At 73.0% G+C, this 22,576-nt stretch carries 13 protein-coding genes; 12 read left to right on the forward strand and 1 reads right to left on the reverse strand.

Features of this window, described 5'->3' with window-relative positions; genetic code table 11:
• Positions 1 to 18 precede the first annotated feature (18 nt).
• From ACFU9E_RS20315 to ACFU9E_RS20360, 10 genes are all read left to right on the forward strand, one after another.
• A complete protein-coding gene (locus tag ACFU9E_RS20315; RefSeq protein ID WP_380685110.1) occupies positions 19 to 675 on the forward strand; it encodes an HAD family hydrolase in 657 nt (218 codons plus the stop codon).
• A 167-nt stretch (positions 676 to 842) separates the two neighbouring features.
• Positions 843 to 2,468 carry an L-glutamate gamma-semialdehyde dehydrogenase gene (pruA, locus tag ACFU9E_RS20320; RefSeq protein ID WP_380685112.1) on the forward strand — a complete coding sequence of 542 codons (1,626 nt, stop codon included), beginning with the start codon at positions 843 to 845 and terminating at the stop codon, positions 2,466 to 2,468.
• 346 nt (positions 2,469 to 2,814) lie between these two features.
• A complete protein-coding gene (locus ACFU9E_RS20325; protein WP_380685111.1) occupies positions 2,815 to 7,761 on the forward strand; it encodes an NAD-glutamate dehydrogenase in 4,947 nt (1,648 codons plus the stop codon).
• Positions 7,762 to 7,870: 109 nt separating this feature from the next.
• Complete coding sequence (locus tag ACFU9E_RS20330; protein ID WP_380686744.1) at positions 7,871 to 8,500, forward strand: RNA polymerase sigma factor; 630 nt, start codon at positions 7,871 to 7,873, stop codon at positions 8,498 to 8,500.
• On the forward strand, positions 8,497 to 9,573 hold the full coding sequence (locus tag ACFU9E_RS20335; protein ID WP_380686746.1) for a CU044_5270 family protein: 1,077 nt from the start codon (positions 8,497 to 8,499) through the stop codon (positions 9,571 to 9,573). Before ACFU9E_RS20330 ends, ACFU9E_RS20335 begins: the two co-directional genes overlap by 4 nt.
• A 187-nt stretch (positions 9,574 to 9,760) precedes the next feature.
• On the forward strand, positions 9,761 to 9,934 hold the full coding sequence (locus ACFU9E_RS20340; RefSeq protein WP_380686749.1) for a hypothetical protein: 174 nt from the start codon (positions 9,761 to 9,763) through the stop codon (positions 9,932 to 9,934).
• A gap of 93 nt (positions 9,935 to 10,027) precedes the next feature.
• A complete protein-coding gene (locus ACFU9E_RS20345) occupies positions 10,028 to 12,067 on the forward strand; it encodes a B12-binding domain-containing radical SAM protein (protein WP_380686751.1) in 2,040 nt (679 codons plus the stop codon).
• 362 nt (positions 12,068 to 12,429) lie between these two features.
• Entirely contained in the window at positions 12,430 to 12,900 is a 471-nt protein-coding gene (locus ACFU9E_RS20350; protein ID WP_380686753.1) for a hypothetical protein, read from the forward strand.
• A 319-nt stretch (positions 12,901 to 13,219) separates the two neighbouring features.
• Positions 13,220 to 14,308, forward strand: a complete 1,089-nt coding sequence (locus ACFU9E_RS20355) for a radical SAM protein (protein WP_380686756.1) — start codon at positions 13,220 to 13,222, stop codon at positions 14,306 to 14,308.
• Entirely contained in the window at positions 14,308 to 15,621 is a 1,314-nt protein-coding gene (locus ACFU9E_RS20360) for a peptide ligase PGM1-related protein (RefSeq protein WP_380686758.1), read from the forward strand. The genes ACFU9E_RS20355 and ACFU9E_RS20360 overlap by 1 nt, the downstream gene beginning before the upstream one ends.
• A 167-nt stretch (positions 15,622 to 15,788) precedes the next feature.
• On the opposite strand, the gene ACFU9E_RS20365 is transcribed toward ACFU9E_RS20360, so the two are convergent.
• Positions 15,789 to 18,614, reverse strand: a complete 2,826-nt coding sequence (locus ACFU9E_RS20365; protein WP_380688585.1) for an FtsK/SpoIIIE domain-containing protein — start codon at positions 18,612 to 18,614, stop codon at positions 15,789 to 15,791.
• Positions 18,615 to 19,041: 427 nt separating this feature from the next.
• Here ACFU9E_RS20365 and ACFU9E_RS20370 point away from each other — a divergent pair, with 427 nt between their 5' ends.
• Together ACFU9E_RS20370 and ACFU9E_RS20375 are read left to right on the forward strand one after the other, a co-directional pair.
• The gene (locus ACFU9E_RS20370) at positions 19,042 to 20,988 is read left to right on the forward strand and encodes a protein kinase (protein WP_380715227.1); all 1,947 of its coding nucleotides are present in this window, start codon (positions 19,042 to 19,044) and stop codon (positions 20,986 to 20,988) included.
• Positions 20,989 to 21,199: 211 nt separating this feature from the next.
• Positions 21,200 to 22,459, forward strand: a complete 1,260-nt coding sequence (locus tag ACFU9E_RS20375; RefSeq protein WP_380688298.1) for a serine/threonine-protein kinase — start codon at positions 21,200 to 21,202, stop codon at positions 22,457 to 22,459.
• Positions 22,460 to 22,576: the final 117 nt, after the last annotated feature.

A 22,576-nucleotide genomic window follows, 5' to 3' on the forward strand; every position in this document is an offset into this window, starting at 1 on the left:
GGCGCTACCGTTCAACACGTGCGCACTCATATCGTCTGGGACTGGAACGGAACGCTCTTCCACGACATGGAAGCGGTGCTCGGCGCGAGCAACGCCGCCTTCGCGACCATCGGCGTCGGCCCGATGACGCTGGAGGAGTACCGCGAGCAGTACGAGATCCCGATCCCCCGGTTCTACCAGCGGCTGCTCGGCCGGCTGCCCTCCGACGCCGAGTGGCTGCGCCTGGACGACGCGTTCCACGACAGCTACCGCGAGCTGAGCACCGCCTGCGGCCTCACCGAGGGCGCCCGCGAGCTGCTGGACGGCTGGCGGGCGGCCGGGCGCAGCCAGTCGCTGCTCTCCATGTACGAGCACGACCGGCTGCTGCCGGTGGTCGAGGGCTTCGGCCTGACCCCCCAGTTCCTGCGGGTGGACGGGCGCAGCGGCCCGGCCGGCGGGCAGAAGGCCGAGCACCTGGTCCGGCACCTGGCCGCCCTCGGCGAGCAGGTGGACCCGGCCCGTACGGTGCTGATCGGCGACGCGGCGGACGACGCGCTGGCGGCCCTGAACGCGGGCGCGCACGCGGTGCTGTACACCGGCGGCTCGCACACCAGGGAGAAGCTGGAGCCGGTCGGTGTGCCGGTGGTGGACAGCCTGGCGGAAGCGGTGGAGCTGGCCGGCCGGCTGGCCGGCTGACACGCCCGCCGGGCCCGCACGCGGCGCCGGGCGTGTCGCGGACCACGTCCACCGTTGGCGTGTCCGGGCGGGCGAAGGGGCCCGCCGCTGGTCAGGCTGGACGGGTGCCGGGTCCGTCGTCGGAACGGGCCGGCCGCCGTGACGAGGAAGCGGAGCCAGCCATGCCCATCGACGCAGTCACCCAGGTCCCGGTCCCGGGCAACGAGCCGGTGCTCGGCTACGCGCCCGGCAGCCCGGAGCGGGAGCGTCTGGTGCGCCGGCTGGACGAGCTGGCGGCCGAGCAGATCCCGCTGCCGATGACCATCGGCGGCGAGCAGCGCTTCGGCGGCGGCGAGCGGATCGACGTCGTCCAGCCGCACCACCACGCGGCCAAGCTGGGTGTGCTCGGCAACGCCACCCGGGAGGACGCCCGGGCCGCGGTGGACGCCGCGCTGGCGGCCGGGAGGGAGTGGCGGGCGCTGTCCTTCGACGACCGGGCGGCGGTGTTCCTGCGCGCCGCCGACCTGCTGGCCGGGCCGTGGCGGGAGACGCTGAACGCGGCGACCATGCTCGGGCAGTCCAAGACGGCGCAGCAGGCCGAGATCGACTCGGCCTGCGAGCTGATCGACTTCTGGCGCTGGAACGTGCACTTCGCCCGGCAGATCCTGGCCGACCAGCCGGTCTCCTCGCCGGGGGTGTGGAACCGTACCGACCACCGCCCGCTGGAAGGTTTCGTCTACGCGATCACCCCGTTCAACTTCACCGCCATCGCCGGCAACCTGCCGACCGCGCCCGCGCTGATGGGCAACACGGTGGTGTGGAAGCCCGCGCCGACGCAGACGCTGGCCGCGCACCACCTGATGCGGCTGCTGGAGGCGGCCGGGCTGCCGCCCGGCGTGGTCAACCTGGTCACCGGCGACGGTCAGCAGCTGTCCGCGGTGGCGCTGGCCGATCCCGCGCTGGCCGGACTGCACTTCACCGGCTCCACCAAGACCTTCCGCTCGCTCTGGCAGACCGTCGGCGCCAACATCGGCGGCTACCGCACGTACCCGCGGATCGTCGGCGAGACCGGCGGCAAGGACTTCCTGCTGGCGCACCGCTCGGCGGACCCGGAGATCCTCAAGGCCGCCCTGATCCGCGGCGCCTTCGAGTACCAGGGCCAGAAGTGCTCGGCGCTCTCCCGCGCCTACCTGCCGCGCAGCCTCTGGCAGCGGATCAAGGACGACTTCCTGGCCGAGGTGGACGCGCTGGCCGTCGGTGACGTCACCGACCTGTCGAACTTCATGGGCGCGCTGATCGACCGGCGCGCGTTCGAGAAGAACCGGGACGCCATCGAGCGGGCCAAGGCCGACCCGACGGTGGAGCTGGCGGCCGGCGGCCAGTACGACGACGCGATCGGCTGGTTCGTCCGCCCGACCGTGCTGGTCTCCTCGGACTTCCGCAACGAGATGTTCCGCACCGAGTACTTCGGCCCGATCCTGGCCGTGCACGTCTACGAGGACTCCCGCTGGGACGACGTGCTCGGCCGGGTCGACGCGGGAGCGCCGTACGGGCTGACCGGCTCGGTGGTGGCCCAGGACCGCTACGCCATCGCGCAGGCGGTGGAGGCGCTGCGGTTCGCCGCCGGGAACTTCTACATCAACGACAAGCCGACCGGCGCGGTGGTCGGCCAGCAGCCCTTCGGCGGCGGCCGGGCGTCGGGCACCAACGACAAGGCGGGCGCCGCGCAGAACCTGCTGCGGTGGACCTCCGCGAGGTCGATCAAGGAGACGTTCGTCCCGCCGACCTCGCACGTTCACCCGCACATGGGCTGAGCGTCCACGCTCCGCACACGGATCCCGCACGCCACTCCGTACGAAGTTTCGGCTTTCGGCGCAAACCGGCAGGCTGATTGGACAAGCTGTCCAGGACGGCTTCATCTTCCTGCAGGTTTGCGCCTGGTTGTCCCCTGACACCTTCGATTGATCCCGTTAGGCTGGCTGGCGTCGTCGGGTGACTCCGCAGGCCGAACGTCTCGTCCTACCCGCTGCAGAGGTGTTCCATGCGTGCCATGGAGCCCTTTCAGCAGGACGGTGCGGCAGTATTTTGCGGGAGACCCGGCGGTGTGAAGCGAGACCACCACCGAGTCACGCAACGGCGCGCGACAGGAGCCAAGAAGTCATGCAGACCAAGCTGGACGCAGCCAAGGCCGAACTGCTCAGGAAGGCAGCAGCAGCCGCTGAGAACAGCCAGGTGGGGGGAGCGGCGCCGGGGGAGGGACTGAGCAACGGCGCTCTGTCCGCGTACCTGCACCACTACTACCTCCACACCGCGCCCGAGGACCTGGTCGACCGCGACCCGGTCGACGTCTACGGCGCGGCCGCCTCGCACTACCGCCTGGGCCTCAAGCGGCCGCAGGGCACCGCCGAGGTGCGGGTGCACACCCCCTCGGTCGAGGAGAACGGCTGGTCCTGCGGCCACACCGTGGTCGAGGTCGTCACCGACGACATGCCGTTCCTGGTCGACTCGGTCACCAACGAGCTGTCCCGCCAGGACCGCGCGATCCACATCGTCATCCACCCCCAGCTGGTCGTCCGCCGTGACATCACCGGCAAGCTGCTGGAGATCCTCGACGTCGACGCCTGCGCCCGCAGCCAGGCCGCCGGCACCGAGCTGCCGGCCGACGCGACCGTCGAGTCGTGGATGCACATCGAGGTCGACCGCGAGACCGACCGCGACGACCTGCGCGAGATCGAGACCAACCTGCGCCGCGTGCTCGGCGACGTCCGCGAGGTCGTCGAGGACTGGACCAAGATGCGCGACTCCGCGCTGCGCCTGGCCGACGAGCTGGCCGAGCAGCCGCCCGTCGGGCTGCCCGAGCAGGAGGTCGGCGAGGCCTGGGAGCTGATGCGCTGGCTCGCCGACGACCACTTCACCTTCCTCGGCTACCGCGAGTACGACCTCGTCGAGCACGAGGGCGAGGAGGTCCTGCGGGCCGTCGCCGGCACCGGCCTCGGTATCCTGCGCTCCGACCCGGTCACCCGCGACGAGCAGCACCACGCCGTCAGCGAGGCCTTCGGCCGGCTCTCCGCGCCGGTGCGCGCCAAGGCGCACGAGAAGAAGCTGCTGGTCCTCACCAAGGCCAACAGCCGGGCCACCGTGCACCGCCCCTCCTACCTCGACTACGTCGGCGTGAAGAAGTTCGACGCCAACGGTGAGGTCATCGGCGAGCGCCGCTTCCTCGGCCTGTTCTCGGCCGCCGCCTACACCGAGTCGGTCAGCCGCATCCCGGTGGTCCGCCGCAAGGTCCAGGACGTCATCGCCGACTCCGGCTTCTCCACCGAGAGCCACGACGGCCGCGACCTGCTGCAGATCCTGGAGACCTTCCCCCGGGACGAGATCTTCCAGACCCAGGCCGACGAGCTGCTCCAGATCGCCACCAGCGTCCTCTACCTGCAGGAGCGCCGCCGGCTGCGGCTGTTCCTGCGCCAGGACGAGTACGGGCGCTACTTCTCCGCGCTGGTCTACCTGCCGCGCGACCGCTACACCACCCGCATCCGGCTGCGCCTCATGGACATCCTGATGCAGGAGCTCAACGGCGCCTCGATCGACTACACGGTCTGGTCGACGGAGTCGGTGCTGACCCGTCTGCACTTCGTCGTCCGGGTCACCCCCGGCAGCGAGTTGCCGCACCTGACCGAGGCCGAGGTCGAGCGGATCGAGGCCAAGCTGGCCGAGGCCGCCCGGTTCTGGATGGACGGCTTCAACGACCAGCTGCACGTCGAGCTGGGCGAGGAGAAGGCGGCCGAGCTCTCCCGCAAGTACGCCAACGCCTTCCCCGACGGCTACCGCGCGGACTTCACCGCACGCACCGCCGTGGCCGACCTCAAGCAGATCGAGTCGCTGCACGGCGAGGGCGACTTCCGGCTCAACCTGTACCAGCCGGTCGGCGCGGGCGACGACGAGCGCCGCTTCAAGATCTACCGGGTGGGCGGCCCGATCTCGCTCACCGAGGTGCTGCCGGTCCTCCAGCGCCTGGGCGTCGAGGTGCTCGACGAGCACCCGTACGCGCTGACCCGCTCCGACCAGACCACCGCCTGGGTCTACGACTTCGGCCTGCGGCTGCGCGAGGCCGTCGAGCTGACCGACGAGGCCCGCGACCGCTTCCAGGAGACCTTCGCCGCCACCTGGACCGGCAAGGCCGAGAACGACGGCTTCAACGAGCTGGTCCTGACCGCCGGGCTCACCTGGCGCCAGGCGATGATGCTGCGCGCGTACGCCAAGTACCTGCGCCAGGCGGGCTCCACGTTCTCCCAGGACTACATGGAGGACGCGCTCCGCAACAACACCCACACCACCCGCCTGCTGGTGAACCTCTTCGAGGCCCGGCTGAGCCCCAGCCACCAGCAGGGCGCGCTGGAGCTGACCGAGGGCATCCTGGAGGAGCTGTCCGGCGCGCTGGACGAGGTCGTCTCGCTGGACGAGGACCGCATCCTGCGTTCCTTCCTGCACCTCATCAAGGCCACCCTGCGGACCAACTTCTTCCAGCACGACGGCTCGGGCGTGTGGCACTCCTACGTGTCGATGAAGTTCGACCCGAAGGCCATCCCGGACCTGCCGGCCCCGCGCCCGGCGTTCGAGATCTGGGTCTACTCGCCGCAGGTCGAGGGCGTGCACCTGCGCTTCGGCAAGGTCGCCCGCGGTGGTCTGCGCTGGTCCGACCGGCGTGAGGACTTCCGCACCGAGATCCTCGGCCTGGTCAAGGCGCAGATGGTGAAGAACACCGTCATCGTGCCGGTCGGCTCCAAGGGCGGCTTCGTCGCCAAGCAGCTGCCGGACCCGTCGGTCGACCGCAACGCCTGGCTGGCCGAGGGCATCTCGTCCTACAAGACGTTCATCTCGGCGCTGCTGGACATCACCGACAACCTGGTCGGCGGCGAGGTCGTGCACCCGGCCGACGTGGTCCGCCACGACGAGGACGACACCTACCTCGTCGTCGCCGCCGACAAGGGCACCGCGACGTTCTCCGACATCGCCAACGGTGTCGCCGAGTCCTACGGCTTCTGGCTGGGCGACGCGTTCGCCTCCGGCGGCTCGGCCGGCTACGACCACAAGGGCATGGGCATCACCGCCCGGGGCGCCTGGGAGTCGGTCAAGCGCAACTTCCGCGAGCTGGGCCACGACACCCAGACCGAGGACTTCACCGTCGTCGGCATCGGCGACATGTCCGGTGACGTCTTCGGCAACGGCATGCTGCTCAGCGAGCACATCCGCCTGGTGGCCGCCTTCGACCACCGGCACATCTTCCTCGACCCCAACCCGGACGCGGCCGTCTCCTACGCCGAGCGCCGCCGCCTCTTCGAGCTGCCCCGCAGCTCCTGGGACGACTACGACAAGTCGCTGATCTCGGCGGGCGGCGGCGTCTTCCCGCGCAGCGCCAAGTCGATCCAGCTGTCGCCGCAGGTCCGGGCCGTGCTGGGGGTCTCCGACACCCGGCTCACCCCCGCCGAGCTGATGAAGGCGGTGCTGCAGGCGCCGGTCGACCTGTTCTGGAACGGCGGCATCGGCACCTACGTCAAGGCCTCCTCGGAGACCAACGCCGAGGTGGGCGACAAGGCCAACGACGCCATCCGCGTCAACGGCGACCAGGTCCGCGCCCGCGTCGTCGGCGAGGGCGGCAACCTCGGCTGCACCCAGCTCGGCCGCATCGAGTACGCGTCCAACGGCGGCCCCGAGGGTGTCGGCGGCTGGATCAACACCGACGCCATCGACAACTCGGCCGGCGTGGACACCTCGGACCACGAGGTCAACATCAAGATCCTGCTCAACCAGGTGGTCGTCGACGGCGACATGACGGTCAAGCAGCGCAACACCCTGCTCGCCGAGATGACCGACGAGGTCGGCCACCTCGTGCTGCGCAACAACTACGCGCAGAACGTGGTGCTGGCCAACGCGGTCGCCCAGGCGCACAGCATGGTCAACGTCCACTCCCGGATGATCAACCGCCTGGAGTCGGACGGGCAGCTCGACCGGGCCCTGGAGTTCCTGCCCACCGAGCGGCAGATCCGCGACCGCCAGCAGAACGGCCGGGGCCTGTCCCAGCCCGAGATGTCGGTGCTGCTCGCCTACACCAAGATCACCCTGGCCGACGAGCTGCTCGCCACCGATCTGCCCGACGACCCGTTCTTCCGCACCGCGCTGCACGAGTACTTCCCGAGCGCGCTGCGGGCCCGGTTCGCCGAGCAGATCGACCGGCACCCGCTGCGCCGCGAGATCATCACCACGCTGATCGTCAACGACACGATCAACCGCGGTGGCTGCACCTTCGCCTTCCGCCTGAAGGAGGAGACCGGCGCGACCTACGAAGAGGTCGCCCGCACCCACACCGCCGCCCGGGCCGTCTTCGGCCTGGAGGAGATCTGGTCGGAGATCGAGGGCCTGGACAACCGGGTCCCGGCCCGCGCCCAGACCAAGATGCGCCTGCACGCCCGCCGGCTCGTCGAGCGCGCCACCCGGTGGATGCTCAACAACCGGCGCCAGCCTCTCGACATCGCCGGCACCATCGAGTTCTTCCACGACCGGGTCAACCAGGTCTGGGGCTCGCTGCCCAAGCCGCTGCGCGGCGACGACCTCGTCTGGTTCGAGAAGGTCTACAACGAGCTCACCGAGGCCGGCGTGCCGGAGGAGCTCGCCACCCGGATCGCGGGCCTGTCGTCGACCTTCCCGACCCTGGACATCACCGAGGTCGCGGACCGCTCGGGCAAGGACGTCGCCCAGGTCGCCGAGCTCTACTACGACCTGGCCGACCGCCTGCAGATCACCCACCTGCTCGACCGCATCATCGAGCTGCCGCGCACCGACCGCTGGTCGTCGATGGCCCGCGCCGCCATCCGCGAGGACCTCTTCGCGGCCCACGCGGCGCTGACCGCCGACATCCTCGCCTGCGGTCCCGAGGCCGCCGCCCCCGAGGAGCGCTACACGGCCTGGGCGGACCTCAACTCCACCCTGCTGAACCGCGCCAAGAGCACCCTCGACGACATAAGGGGTTCGGACAACTACGAGCTGTCCAGCCTCTCCGTCGCGATGCGCGTCATCCGCACCCTGCTCCGCACGGGCTCGATGCGCTGACCCCCGGCTGACGCTGTGAACGGCGGGCCCGCGTCCCTGGTGGACGCGGGCCCGCCGTCTTACGCCGTCCGGCTCCGGAACTCCTCCGGGCCCGCGGACAGGTGGAGGTGTGGAACTGTCGCAGCGGGGACGGATACGGGATGGCGATCAGTGGGCGTTCGGGGAGCTGTTCGACGAGGCGGCGGGTGACCTGTACCGCTACGCCGTGCGGGCCACCGGGGACTGGGCGGTGGCCGAGGACGTCGTCCAGCTGACCTTCCTGGAGGCGTGGCGGCTGCGGCACAAGCTGCGCGAGGACGGCGGGGCGGTACGGCCCTGGCTGTTCGGGATCGCCGCCAACGTGCTGCGGAACACCGCCCGGGCGGCGCGTCGGCACCGGGCGGCGATGGAGCGGCTGCCGGCCCGGGACGTGGTGCCGGACTTCGCCGACGAGCTGGTGGGCCGGCTGGACGACAGCGCCCAGTTGGCCGCCGCCCGGCGGGCGCTGGGGCGGCTGCGGAAGGCCGAGCGGGAGGTGTTCGGGCTCTGCGTCTGGGGCGGGCTGGACTACGCGGGCGCGGCCGAGGCCCTGGGGGTGCCGATCGGCACGGTGCGTTCACGGCTCTCGCGCGCCCGGACCAAGCTGCGCGCGCTCGCCGACGAGGAACTGCGCAACGGCCGGGAACCGCGCCCGGCCCCCGGACAGGTACGGGGTGGCCGCGTCGACGCGGCCCGGTCGATACGGGAGACGAACCGATGAACGAGGACGAACGTGCCGAGCTGGACCGGCTGGTGCCGGGTCCGGCGAGGCCCGAGCTCTCCGCCGACCGCCACCGGTTGTTGAGGGGACATCTGATGAGCGAGATCCGGGAGACGAAGCCCGCGCGGGCCCGGCGCGGCCGGCTCGGCTGGGTGGCGGTGCCCGCCCTGGCGGGCGGACTGGCGCTGGCGCTGGTGCTGAGCAACGGCGGCACCGACGGCACGCCGGCGCCGCAGCAGCAGGCCCAGCAGGCGCCGCAGCAGGCGCAGCAGCAGGCCGGCGGCACGCTGAACGCCGCCCCCGTGGGCGCCGTCCAGCTGCTCACCCAGGCGGCCGACACCGCCGCCGGCAAGCCCGACCCCAAGCCGGGCAAGCAGCAGTTCGTGTACGTGGACAGTCTGGTGGCCTTCTCCAGCCTCAACATGAGCACCGGGGAGTCGAAGGTCGACCCCGCGCACCGCCGCCAGATCTGGCTCTCGGTGGACGGCAGCCAGTGGGGCGTCCTCAAGGAGGGGCGGGAGCAGGACGGCAAGCCCAACGCCCCGGAGAAGGCGAAGCCCGGGGAACCGGCTCCGCGCGCCGACGGCGGCATGTGGCTCGACCCGAACCCCAAGCCGGGCCTCAACGCCCCGACGTACGCGTACCTGGCCGCGCTGCCGACCGACCCGGAGGCGCTGCTGAAGAAGATCTACGCCGAGACCAAGGGCATGGGCCCGGGCCCCGACCAGGAGGCCTTCGTGACGATCGGCGACCTGCTGCGCGAGCAGATCGCCCCGCCGGCCGTCAGTGCCGCGCTCTACCGGGCCGCCGCGAAGATCCCCGGCGTCACCGTCGTGGACGACTCCGTGGACGCCTCGGGCCGGCACGGCATGGCCGTGGCACGCGTGGACGGCGGAATCCGCACCGAGTGGATCTTCGACCCGAAGACCCACGAGTTCCTGGGCGAGCGCACCGTCGTCGCCGCCGAGGGCAACGAGTTCGGCAAGCCGGGCACCGTCACCGGCCACTCCGCCATCCTCGCCCGCACCGTCGTCGACCAGCCCGGGGAGGAGCCCCAGCAGAAGAACGCCTGAGCCGGAAGGGCTCGTACGAGAGACAGGTGACGCTGTGGGGCCCGGTACGAGCGGGCCCCACAGCCGTTTCCGGGCGCCTCGATGCCAGGGGCGTGTCCCGGGGGGGGCGCGCAACCCGAACGCTACGTTGAGTGGCGGACCGCATGCGAACAGTTAGGATGGGCCTCACCTCGAAAGGAGGCCCGCCATGACGAGTCCCGTCAGTGAGATGAATCTGAAGATCGCGCAACTCCTCAAGGAAGCGCAACCCAGTGACATCGTTGACATCCTGACGAATCCCGATGAGCAAGGACTGCTCAAGGCCGACAACAACCACAACAACGGAACCAACAACAACAACCCCAAGAAGTTGGCGCAGTAACCTCCGGAATGCCCGGGCGTGTCTGCCCCGAAGTGCCGATGGCTCCTGTGCGGTATTCGCGCAGGGGCCGCTCTCGTGAAGGGATCGAAATACGTGCTGGACACGCTCCTCGTCTTCCCGCCGCAGTGGAGTGCCTTTCAGCCCTCCCTTTCCCTGCCGTCGCTCTCCGCCTGGCTGAGGCGCGCGGGCTACGGCGTCCACTCCCTCGACCTGAACGTCCTCTTCTACGACTGGCTGCTCTCCGAGCGGTGCGCCGACCTGCTCGCCAGGGAGGTTGCCGGGCTGGACCAGCCGTCCGACATCAAGGACGCCTACCTGGCGGTGTTCGCCAGTTCCGCGGACTTCCGCGCCGACCTCGCGAGGTTGAGGGGCGCCGACGCCGGCGCCGACGGGGAGGGGGGAGACGAGTACTTCGACCGCCACTACCTGGCAGTGAGGTCCCTGGGGACCTACCTGTACGCGGTCTCCCAGGTCTGCGAGCAGTTCGCGGTCGGGCCGTACAGTTTCCAGCTCGCCGAGGGGAACCTGTCGTCGGCGGCACTGGAGCGGATGGTGGAATCCCCTCCGCCACTGCTCCTGGAATTCGCCCGCGAGATGGTCGAGGAGCACATCCTCACCCGGCCGGCCCGTTCCATCGGACTTTCCTGTATCGGGCAGGAACAGCTCTACTTCACGCTGCTCCTCGGATCCGTCCTGAAACAGCGGACGGACGTGCCGATCCTCGTCGGCGGCACGATCTTCTCCCGGATCTTCGAGCGTGGCGTCCTCAAGCCGGAGTGGTTCGAGCGGTTCTTCGACGTGGTCGTCCGCAACGAGGGTGAGCGGCCGGCGGAGCACATCCTGCGCAACCTGCGCGACGGACTGCCGCTGACCGAGGGCGTGCCGGGCGTGGTGTACCGCAGCAGCGACGGGCGCGTCGTCTCCGCGAAGCCGAGCGCTCCGCTCCGGCCGCAGGAGATCCCGGTGCCGGACTTCGACGACCTGCCGCTCACCCGGTACCTGTCGGCGGAGACCACCCTGCCGCTGCTCTCCTCGCGCGGCTGCTACTGGGGGAAGTGCGAGTTCTGCCATCACGGGATGGTCTACGGCGAGAAGTACGCCGGTTACCAGGTCGACACGGTCATCGATACCCTCAGGAGCCTCTCCGACCGGTACGGCGTGCGGCACTTCTCGTTCAACGACGAGGCGGTCCCGCCGAAGCTCGCCCGCCTCCTCGGGGAGCGGACCCCGGCCCGGGACACCACCGGATGGCACTTTACCGGGCTCATGAAGTTCGAGGACTTCTTCCAGCGGGAGGACTTCGCCAACCTCCACCGGATGGGCTTCCGGTCGCTCTACGTCGGGCTGGAGTCCGCGTCCGAGCGGGTGCTGGCGCTGATGCGCAAGAACACCCGCCGGGAGGTGATGGTCCGCAACCTCTCCGACGCCACCCTCGCCGGGATCTGGATGCACTGCTTCCTGTTCTTCGGCTTCCCCGGGGAGACCGAGGCGGAGGCCAAGGAGACCTTCGACTTCGTCCTGGAGAACCCGGAGATCATCGGCTCCTTCGGGGCCGGCACCTTCTCCCTGGAGCACAACGCGCCGATCTTCCGCCATCTGGAGGACTTCGGTCTGAGTCTCAAGCGGGCCGCCGGAGAGGACATCGACGTCTACTACGACTACGAGGTCGCCGAGGGGCTGACCCCGGAACGTGCGGCGGATTGGGCCCAGGAGTTGAACGACGCGGCGGCCGACATCCCCGGGTACTACAGCGCGGGCTGGGTGCCGCGGGAACTGCTGCTCGGCCTGCTGTCCCGGATGAGTCCGGCCGAACTCGTCGAACGGGGGACGAAGCTCCGCCGCGACTCCGGCTTCCCCGCCGCCGTCCCGCTGCGCCACGTGGTCAGCCGCTCCCCGCATCCCGACCGGCCCGACCAGTCGATCGTCATCAACCGGGTCAACGGCAACGTCCTCCTCGTCGGCGGTGGGGCCCGCCTCCTCCTGGACGCCTGCCTGGAGTCCGACCTCGACCTCGGAACCCTGCGGACGCTGGCCCCGGTCCTCCTCGACCGCCTCTGCCCGCCGAAGCCCCCGGCGGCCGATGCGGACATCGACGTGAACGTCCGCGAGCCCGTCCCTGTCGGGGCCGGTTAGCCGCGCCGGGCAGGGCCGGGTCCCGGGTGAAAGCGGTTCACCCCTCACGACACGCGCTGAATCGGTCTCTTCGGTGGGCCCGCGCCTCTGGGTGCGGGCCCGCTGCTTTCCTGCGGCAGCGCGGTGGAAGATCCCGGCGGCTTCGCCACGGCCGGGTGGCTCCGATCGGGGCGCCTGGTGTCAAGCAGCGGTGATCGCGCCATCGAAGGCCGGTTTCCGGTCTGATGATCGATCCCCAGGCTGATCGACTGCGGGGCCTTCGCTATGCGTGCCAGAGTAGCCGCCATGGCATAGATGAAATGTCATATGTGGCATGTCCATACCGTGGGATTCCGAAGACGGAGCAGAGGAGGAGTAGGACGATGCGAACGAACCGACTCGGCCTGACGCTGGCCGGTGCCGCCGGTGCGGTGGCGATGCTGGCGGCGCCCACCCAGGCGGGTGCCGCCCAGACCGGCGCCGCGAACACGACCGCCACCGCGGAGATCTGCAGCGCGACCAAGCTGCAGGCCGGGCTGGCGACCTGGCTGTGCGCCGAGGTGAACGGCAGCGACGTGCAGTTGGTGGGCTGGATCTACCTGGCCGGCCCGCCGAGCCCGGGCGGCCCGTACCCGCAGCCCGAGGACCTGGTGACCGTGCTGTCCGGTGAGGTGGTGGGCGGCAACTCGCTCGGCTCGCTCAACCGGTGGACGCGTTTCGATCTCAGCAGGACCGCCGTGCGCGGCGTCGGCGGGACCGTGGCGTGCGGCTCCACCGTGCACGGCAGCTTCAGCGTCACCAAGCCCGGCTGGGGATCGACGCCGGTCACCCTCGACGCCGTGGTGCCCTGTTGATCTGACCGGCGGGTCACCGGGGTAGGGGCGGGCCCGGGGGTCGGGGGACTCCGGGCCCGGTCCGGCGGCAGCCCTGTCCGGGCCGGGGTCGCCCGGTCACTCGAACGCCCCTGGCGGATGGCACGTACCGCAGTCCTGCTGTTGACTCGTTCGTACCGGACCCACCTGTCCCGGTGCGGAGGCGACTGCCCCCACCGCACCCGGTCCCTTGGTACCTGCGCGTCATCGGGGCGTTCCTCCCCGCAGCCCGAGGCGGCGGTCTCACCTGCCTGGTCACTCCTCCTGCCCAGGCGACCCTGGAAGGAACGGTCGTACCGCTATGGCCGGAGCCAAGAACGGCGTCTTCGCCGAGAAGATCTCCCCGTACCTGCGCAGGAAGCGCGAGGAGGCCGGTGAACCGCTCCCCTTCCTCGATCTGCAGTACGTCATCGATCCGGCGGAGACGGCCGGGCGCACCTTCGAGGTCGCACGTCATTACGAGTCCGAGATGCACCCCGTCTTCGAGGGGCGCCGGCTGCGCGGCGTCGAGAAGCTGTACCGGCGGACGCTGTTGGTCGAACCCACCACGATCTGTGCCGCGCACTGCCGCTGGTGCATCCGCGGGCAGTACGACACCTTGACGCTCTCCCGCGAGGACCTGGAACTGATCGCCCGCTACTGCGGTACGGCCCCGGAGAACCGGGACGTCCGTGAGGTGCTCGTCACCGGCGGCGACCCGCTGGTCCTGGTCGACCGGATCGAATGGCTGCTGGACGCGCTGGAGGAGCACGCGCCCCAGGTCGAGACCGTGCGCATCGCCACCCGGGTGCCGCTCCAGGACCCGCGCCGGGTCGACGCGCGCATGCGGCGTGCGTTACGGCGCCGCTCGGCGTTCCGGATCGAGATCGCCACCCACATCAACCACAAGGGCGAGCTGTTTCCCGAGGTCAGGGACGCGTACGCGGCACTCCGGGAAACCGGCGCACGCCTCTACGACCAGACGGTGCTGCTGCGAGGACTCAACGACACCCTCGACACCCTCGTCGAACTCTTCGACGAGCTGCGCTCCATGGACATCGAGGCGCACTACCTGTTCCACTGCGTCCCGATCCGCGGCATGAACCACCACCGCACGTCCGTCGCGGAGGGCCTCGAACTGCACCGCCGACTGGGCGCCTCGGGCCTGGTGTCCGGCCGCGTGCGCCCGCACTTCACCCTGATGACGGACGTGGGCAAGGTGCCGCTGTACGAGGGCTCGATCATCGGCCGCGACGAGAACGACCGCCTCCTGATCCGGACCGGCTACCGGTACGCGGAGCGGGCGGCCTGGGTGCCCGGCTGGCGGCTGCCCGACACCGCCCACGTCGATGACGACGGGTTCCTGCGGGTCTGGTACCTGGACGCCGCCGGCGGGAAGGCCGGGTCCTGATGCCGCGCCTCTGGCTCCACAACGCCTGGACCGAGCACATGGTCGACCGCATGGACCTGCTCACACGGGACGACATCGACGACCACCTGTTCGGGACGAAGCGCCTGGTGTGGCTGGCGCGGGACGGGGACGCCCTCGTCCTGCCGGGGCCCGTCCCCGGCGCCTTCCTCGCACACGTCGCGCGGCACACCGGCATCCGCCCGGACCGCGTCCACGTGGTCGCGCCGGACGCGGACATCCTCACCCAGGGGGTGCTGCACTCGGCGCACGTCCTGGGCCGTCTGCGCGAACTGGTGACCCCCGACTGGGAGTTCCGCCCCTACATCCACGACCGGGGCGCCGAGATCCTCGCACAGGAACTGGGTCTCGTCACCGGGTCGCGGTTCATGGCGGAAGGCGGCGCGGAACTCCTCAACAGCAAGGTCGTCTTCCGTGCCCTGGCGGCGGGGGCCGGGTTCGCCGTTCCGGACGGCATCGCGTGCCGCACCAGCGAGGACCTGGTCCGCACCCTGCGCCGGCTCCTCGCCACGCACAAGTCCGTCATCCTCAAACGCGACCGCGCGGTCGGCGGCCACGGCAACACCGTGATCACCACCGAGCCGGGCCTGGAGGGCACCGGGGCCCTGCGCACCATCGTCCTCGATGACGCGGCCGACCACGGTCAGGTCCTCGAGGAGACCGGACTGACCGCCACCCACGCCCCGCTGGGAGAGGTCGTCCTGGAGGTGTTCCACCCCGGCTGCACGTCCGTGTACGTCGAGGTGGACTGCCCGGAGCGCGGCGAGCCCGTCGTCCTCAACGGGGGACGCCTCCGCATCGACCGGCACCCGCCGGTCTTCGCCGGACTCGTACTGCCGCCCGGGAGCGTGCCGGGGCCGGCCTGGGAGCGGTTCACCGCCGAGGCCCTGCGGCTGGCCCGCCTCGTCCGGGACCTCGGCTATCGCGGCCCGGCCAGCATCGACGCCGTGATCGACCAGGCCGGGGACGTGTGGTTCAACGAGGTCAACGCGCGGATGGGCGCCAGCACCCATCTGCACCACATCGCCGAGACCCTGGTGGGCCCGCGCTGGACGGACAGCCATGTCCTGGTCAGCAGGGTCAACGTCCGGGCGCCCGCGCTCGACCGGCTGCTGCCGGCCCTGGGGGAGCGCGGACTCGCCTGGGATCCACGGCGCCGGCGTGGCATCGTCATCGCCTCCGACGCCACGGCCTCCGCCGGGACTCTCGAATACGTCGTGCTCGCCCACGACCACGAGGAAGCCGAACTCCTGGAGGACCGGCTGACCGCCGTCCTGCCCCACCACGACCGGTGACGACCACCGCAGGTTCTTTCCCGGCGGGCCCGGGTCCGTGGACGCGGGCCCGCCGGTGCTGATCCCCTCCTCGACTGCCTCCGCCCCCGCCGTGGTCGCGGCGGGCCGGTCGATGGCTTCTCCCCGATGTCCCTGCGGTCGCCCGGAGAGGAACCGCCCCCGACGCGTCAGCGGGCGGCGGCGCGTTGGAGGGCGCTGGCGAGGAGGGCGAGGTCGGTGGGGCCGTTGCCGAGTTCGCGGACGGGGCGGCGGGCGGGTGGGGCGCCGAGGGCGTGGGGGTCTATGGCGACGACGGTGGGGCGCAGGGTGGCGGTGCGGGGGATGCGGCCGCTGATGCGGGCGGCCTGGAAGGCGGTGACGCCACCGTCGGGTAGGCGGAGGTAGCCGCGGCCGGGGGTGGTGTCGGGGAGGGCGGCGGCGTCGCCGAGGTGGATGAGGAGGTCGGAGTCGGCCGGGTCGTCGGTGCGCAGGGCGATCCGCAGCAGGGCGGCGTCGTCGACCTCGGTGCCGGTGGTCTCGTCGGGGCGCCCGGTGGTGACGGCGAGGTGGATGCCGAGCGGGCCGCCACGGCGGGCGACGGCGGCGAGGGCGCGGGCGAGGGGGCGGCCGGCCGGGGAGGTGGGGGAGAGCAGGGCGTCGTAGTCGTCGACCACGACGACGAGCCGGGGCGGGCACGGCCCGGCGGCGGGTGCGGCCACCGGGGCGGCGGGGGACTCGGGGCTGCGCGGGTGGATGACGCGGGGCGTGGCCGGGGCAGCCGGGGCGGTCGGGGCGCCGACCACGGCGGGGACCGGGACGGCCTCCCCGTCGAGGATCCGGGCGGCGTGCCAGGAGGCGAAGTCCAGCCCGTCGAACAGCCGCTCGCGCAGCGTCAGCTCGTCCTCCAGCGCCTCGGCGGCGAGCAGCGCGGCCCGCGGGTCGGTGGCGGCGTTGACCCGGCCGGTGACGTGCGGCAGTTCGCTGCACCCGGCGAGCCCGTCCTCGGCGGCCCGCCCCTCGACGATGGTGACGGCGAGGCGTTCGGGCCGCTCGGAGGCGGCCAGCGAGGCGACCAGGGTGCGCAGCAGCTCGGTCTTTCCGGAGCCGCGCGCGCCGCCGATCAGCAGGTGCGGCCCGCCCGGGTCGGGGGACGGCAGGGTGAGTTCGGGGTCGGCGAGGTCGAGGACGCACAGCTCGTCGCGGGTGGTGCCGAGCAGCGCGGTGGCGGCGCCGATGCCGCCGGCGTGGGCGGCCCAGCGGGCGGAGAGCTTGGCCGGGGTGACGGTGTCCAGCTGGAGCAGGTCGAGCAGGCGCAGCGCGTCCGGCAGCGGTCCGCGGTTGGCCGGGGTGGCCTCGCGCAGCGGGGCGAGGACCCGGGCGAGCCGCTCGGCCCAGGCGTCCGAGACGGCGTCCAGCGACACCTCGTGCAGGGTCTCCCGGCCGCGGGCGACCGGGCCCGGGCGGTCGATCGAGAGCTGGGTGCCGACCTCGCCGGTGATCAGCGCGGTGGCGCCGAGGCCGCGCGGCAGCAGTTCGGGCTGTTCGGCGAGGCAGACCGGGAAGATCCCGACCGCCGGGCCCTGGCGCAGCAGTAGGTCGAGCGCGAGCCGGGCGGACTCGGTGCCGGGGCGGCCGTCGACCACGACGACGGTGGCGGGGTGGCCGCCGAGCCCGACCGGGCCGCTGAGCCGGGCGGTGAGCTCGGTGAGCCGGGCGGTGGCCTGCTCGTCGTCGAGGCCGAGCAGCAGCCGGCAGTCCTGGCCCTCGGTGGGGCGCAGGTGGGGCAGCCACAGGGCCCAGGCCCAGGTGTCGGCGCGGTCCTGCGGGGTGCGGAGCGGGTCGGCGTCGACCACCACCAGGCTGAGCCCGGTCGGCGGGTGCAGGGCGGCGAGCTGGGCGACGACGGCGCGGGTGAGCGCGTCGAGGCGCTCGCGCGGGCCGCTGAGGCCGAGGCTGCCGGCGGTCTGCAGGTCGACGGTGACCGGGACGGCGGGCAGCACGGTGCCGGGGGACGTGCCGGGGCCGCCGGGCCGGTCGGCGGTGCCGAGCCGCAGGGTGAGCGCGTCGGGGTGGCCGGGGCCGCGCTCCCAGAGCCGGGGGCCCGGGCCGAGGGCGTTGAGCAGCAGGGTGGCGAGGTCGGGCCAGCGTTCGCGCTGGGCGGCGGCCTGCCGGGTACGGACGGCGGCGTGGTGGCGCTCGGCGCTCTCCTCGGGCGGTTCGGCGGCGGAGCGGCCGAGGCGCAGCGAGAGCAGGCCGCGCCCGCGCCCGGCGGGCGGCTCGGGGGCGGCCGGCGGTTCCTCGGCGGGCGGGGCGGGACGGACCGGGGCGGGGGCGGCGAGCTGGAGGTGGCCGTGGCCGTCGGGCAGCGCCGCGCGGGCGGGTGCGCCGGAGCCGTCGCGGGGGTCCGGGGCGACGATCCGCAGCGTGGTCTCGCCGATCCGCAGCAGGCCGGTGCCGTCCAGCGGGACGGCCTCCTCGGGCGGGCCGGGCGGGACGATCCGGCCGTCGACCGTGGTGCCGTTGGTGGAGCCGAGGTCGCGGACGGTCACCGTGCCGTCGTCGGCGAGGTGCAGGGCGAGGTGGAGCCGGGAGACGTCGGGGTCGTCGACCGGTACGTCGGCCTCGCCGGAGCGGCCGACCCGGATCTCCCGGCCGTGCAGGCGGTGCACGCCGCCGGCGTCGGGGCCGCCGACGACGCGCAGCTCGGCGGCGGCCGGGGTGTCGTCGGGGTCGTCGGCCGTCGGGTCGGGCTCGTTGAGCGAGAGCACGGCGCCGTCGAGCAGCGGTGGGTGGCCGAGCAGCGTGTGCTCGTCGACCCGGTGCGCCCCGGCGTAGAGGTGCACATGGGTCGCGGCCCGTGGTCCGCGCACGCCCACGGCGCCGGCGAGGGCACCCGCCAGGGAGCCGAGCGCGGTGCCGACGGGGGCGGTGACCAGCACGTCCACGTAGGGGATGGCGGAGCCGGCGGCTGCCGGGCCGCTGCGCGGTCGGAGGACGGTCAGCCGGATCTGCATCTCGCCCGCGGTCCCTTCTGCTGGTGTGACGCCTTGTGCCGTTGTCCGGGGCCGCCGCGGGGTGCGGAGGGTGGCCGCGACACCGCTTGGGCCACAGGAGTGGCGAGTGTCATCCTGCCATCCGTCACGGACAGTCCGCGCACCGTACCGGATTTGACGATCTTGCGATCATCGCCATGGTGGAGGCGACGGGGAATCAGGTCAACCGGCGCCCGTAAGGGCAGACCCCGAGGCTCCCGCGGAACCGTCCGCGAACGCTCCGGGTCTTCCCGTAGGGGATGTCCCCCAACCCGGGCGAAAGCCCCTGCCGGTCGCCCCGAAAACGTCGACGGACCCCGTTAGAGTGGCCCGAATACACGGGCCCGGCAGGCTCACCGCACCGGCGGAGGAGCGCCCCGCGCGGGCGGCACGACGAGGAGTGCGACAGGTGCGGCCAGTCGGCAGCAAGTATCTGCTGGAGGAGAACCCCCTCGGACGGGGCGCCACCGGCACCGTGTGGCGCGGCCGGGTCCGCGCCGACGTCGAGGTTCCCGGCAGCGCGCCCGGGCAGCTGGTGGCGATCAAGATCCTGCGCGAGGAGCTCGCCGCCGACCCGGACGTGGTGATGCGCTTCCTGCGGGAGCGCTCGGTGCTGCTGCGGCTGACCCACCCGAACATCGTCAAGGTCCGCGACCTGGTCGTCGAGGGCGAGCTGTTGGCCCTGGTGATGGACCTGGTGGACGGCCCGGACCTGGCCCGCTACCTGCGCGGCAACGGCCCGTTCAGCCCGATCGCCGGCGCGCTGCTGATGGCCCAGGTCGCCGACGCGCTGGCCGCCAGCCACGTCGACGGCGTCGTGCACCGCGATCTCAAGCCGGCCAACGTGCTGCTCGCCACCGCCGTCGTCGACGGCACCGAGCAGATGCACCCGATGCTGACCGACTTCGGCATCGCCCGGCTCGCCGACTCCCCGGGGATCACCCGCAGCCACGAGTTCGTCGGCACCCCCGCGTACGTCGCGCCGGAGTCCGCCGAGGGCCGGCCGCAGACCTCCGCGGTGGACGTCTACGGCGCCGGGATCATGCTGTACGAGCTGGTCACCGGCCGCCAGCCGTTCCAGGGCGACAACCCGCTGGCGATCCTGCAGGCGCACCTCGCCCAGGAGCCGCAGCGGCCGTCCACCATGCCGGAGCCGCTCTGGACGGTGATCGAGCGCTGCCTGCGCAAGGACCCGGCGCAGCGGCCGAGCGCGGTGTCGCTGGCGGGCGCCCTGCGGGTGGTCGCGGCCGGGGTGGGCGTGCACGCCTCCCCGGCGGCGGTGGACGCGGCGCTGGCCGTCGGCGCGCTGCTGGTGCCGGACCCGCAGCCGGCCGCGGTGCCGGGCGGGCCGGTGGGCGTGCCCGGGCTGTCGGCGGACGCGCCGTTCGGCGCCGAGGACCGCACCCAGGTGCTCCCGGCCGGCCAGCAGCCCGGTCAGCCGGGCCAGTACGACCCGGCGGCGGCGACCCGGGTGATGGGCACCCAGCCGCCCCCGTTCGACCCGGCGGCCGCGACCCGGGTGATGCCGCCCGCCGCCGTACCGCCGCCGCCCCCGTCCGGCCCGCCGCAGCCCGAGGCCCCGCACCCGTGGCAGACCCAGCTCCGGGCGGCCCGGGACCGCAACCAGCAGACCGAGATCGCGTACTACGGGCCCGAGGACTTCGAGGAACCGCCGGTCGCCCCGCCGCCCTACCAGGCGGGCGGCCGTCCGCCCCAGGGCGCTCCGCAGGGCTACCAGCAGCCGGGGCAGCAGCCCCCGGGCGGCTACCGGCAGGCCCCGCCGCCCGGCTACGCCCAGCGTCCGCCGGTCGCCCCGCCGCCCTACCAGTCCGGCCCGGGCGGCCAGGGCGGCCACGGTGGCGGACCCGGCCAGGCCGGTGGACGCCCGCAGCCGCCCGGCGGCTACAACCAGCCCCCGCAGCCGGCCCCGCCGTACGGCCGCCCGCAGCGGGCGCAGCAGCAGCCCCCGGCCGCCCCGCCCGGCGGCCACCGGCCCGCGCCCGCGCCCGTCCCGCAGCACCCGGCCCCCCGGCAGGCGGCCCCGGCCGCCCCGCCGCGCCGGGCCGAGCCGCCCGCGCCGCAGCACCGCGAGTCCCCGCAGCGCCGCGCCGAGCCGCCGCGCGAGGCACCCCGGGAGGCTCCGCGCCGCGAGCCGCGTCCGCGCAGCCGCAACCGGATGTACATCCCGGGCCTGGGCTGCCTGAAGGGCTGTCTCATGGTGCTGCTGGTACTGGCGGTGGCCGTGCTGGCGCTGTGGAACTTCACCCCGCTGCCGGACTACTGGGCCAACGTCCAGGACTGGTTCTCCACCGCGAAGGACTGGGTGACGGAGCTGTTCGGCAGCACGAAGAACTGACGCGACGGATGCCGGGGGCGTCCGTCGTCGCCCCGCTCGGCAGGATTGACGCTTTGTCGACAATCCACGAGAATTCCCGCCGCCCGGTACCCGTCGAGCGCCCTCAGGCGGCCCGCGGAGGGCGTTCGGGCGCGTAGGTTGGTCGCTGTTGTCCCGCCCCACCGAGCGCTCCGGAGCCTCCCGGAGCGCTCCCGCCGCCCACGGAGCAGCATTGGCACGCAAGATCGGCAGCCGCTACACCGTCCACCAGGTGATCGGCCGCGGCTCGGCCGGGACGGTCTGGCTCGGCGAGGGTCCGGACGGTCCGGTCGCGGTCAAGCTGCTGCGCGAGGACCTGGCCGCCGACCAGGTGCTGGTCGGGCGCTTCGTCCAGGAGCGCGCCGCGCTGACGAGCCTCGACCACCCCCGGGTGGTCGGCGTGCGCGACATGGTCGTGGACGGCAGCGACCTCGCCCTGGTGATGGAGCTGGTCCAGGGCACCGACCTGCGCTCCCGGCTGGAGCGCGACGGCGCGCTGCCCCCGCAGATCGCCGCCTCGGTGATCGCGGACGTCGCCGACGGCCTAGCCGCCGCGCACGCGGCCGGCATCGTGCACCGGGACGTCAAGCCGGAGAACGTGCTGCTCGACCTCACCGCCGCCCCCGGCCCGGGCGGCGCCCCGCGCGCCAAGCTGACCGACTTCGGCGTGGCCCGGCTGGTCGACGCCCCGCGCCGCACCCGGGCCACCCGGATCATCGGCACCCCCGACTACCTCGCCCCCGAGATCATCGAGGGCCTGGAGCCGCGCGCCGCCGTCGACATCTACGCCCTCGCCACCGTGCTGTACGAGCTGCTGGCCGGCTTCACCCCGTTCGGCGGCGGCCACACCGGCGCGGTGCTGCGCCGGCACGTCACCGAGCAGGTGCCGCCGATCCCCGGGCTGCCCGACGGCCTGTGGCGGATCATCGCCGAGTGCCTGGCCAAGGCCCCGGCCTCCCGGCTGCGCGCCGCCGAGCTGGCCGCCCGGCTGCGCGAGCAGCTGCCGGCCCTGGCCGGGCTGCCGGTGCTGGCCGTCCCGCAGCAGGGCCGGGCGCCCGTCGAGGAGCAGCTGACCCCGGGCGAGGCGGTGTACGCCGAGGTGGACGCCGCCCCCGGCACCCACAAGCGCCGCCGCGGCCCGGCCGTCCCGCTGGTGCCCGGTGTCGCCCCGGACTCCACCCGGGACACCCACACCAGCCTGCGCCGCCCCTCGGCGAACGAGCTGGCCTCCTACGCGGCCGAGTCGCGGGCCCAGCGGACCGCCCCGGGGGCGGCCCACCGCCGGGACCGCCAGGCGCTGCTGCGCCGTCGCCGGGTGCTGGCGGTGCTGGTCGCGGTGGTGCTGCTGCTGGCCGGCGCGGCCGCGGCCTGGACCGCCTTCGCCGCCACCGCCCCGGACGCCGGCCCCGGGCCGCGTCCGGCCACCGCCTCCACGGCGCCGCGGGCCCCGTAGCGGGGGCGGTTTCCAGGGGCCGCCCGGGGCCCGCCGAGTCGGTCGTGGACGGGTCATCGGCCGGTCGTGGACGGGTCATGGGCGGGCCGGACGCACCCGCGGTCGTCAGAAGCCTCC

It is taken from the genome of Kitasatospora sp. NPDC057595, from assembly GCF_042800875.1.
GTDB lineage: Bacteria > Actinomycetota > Actinomycetes > Streptomycetales > Streptomycetaceae > Kitasatospora.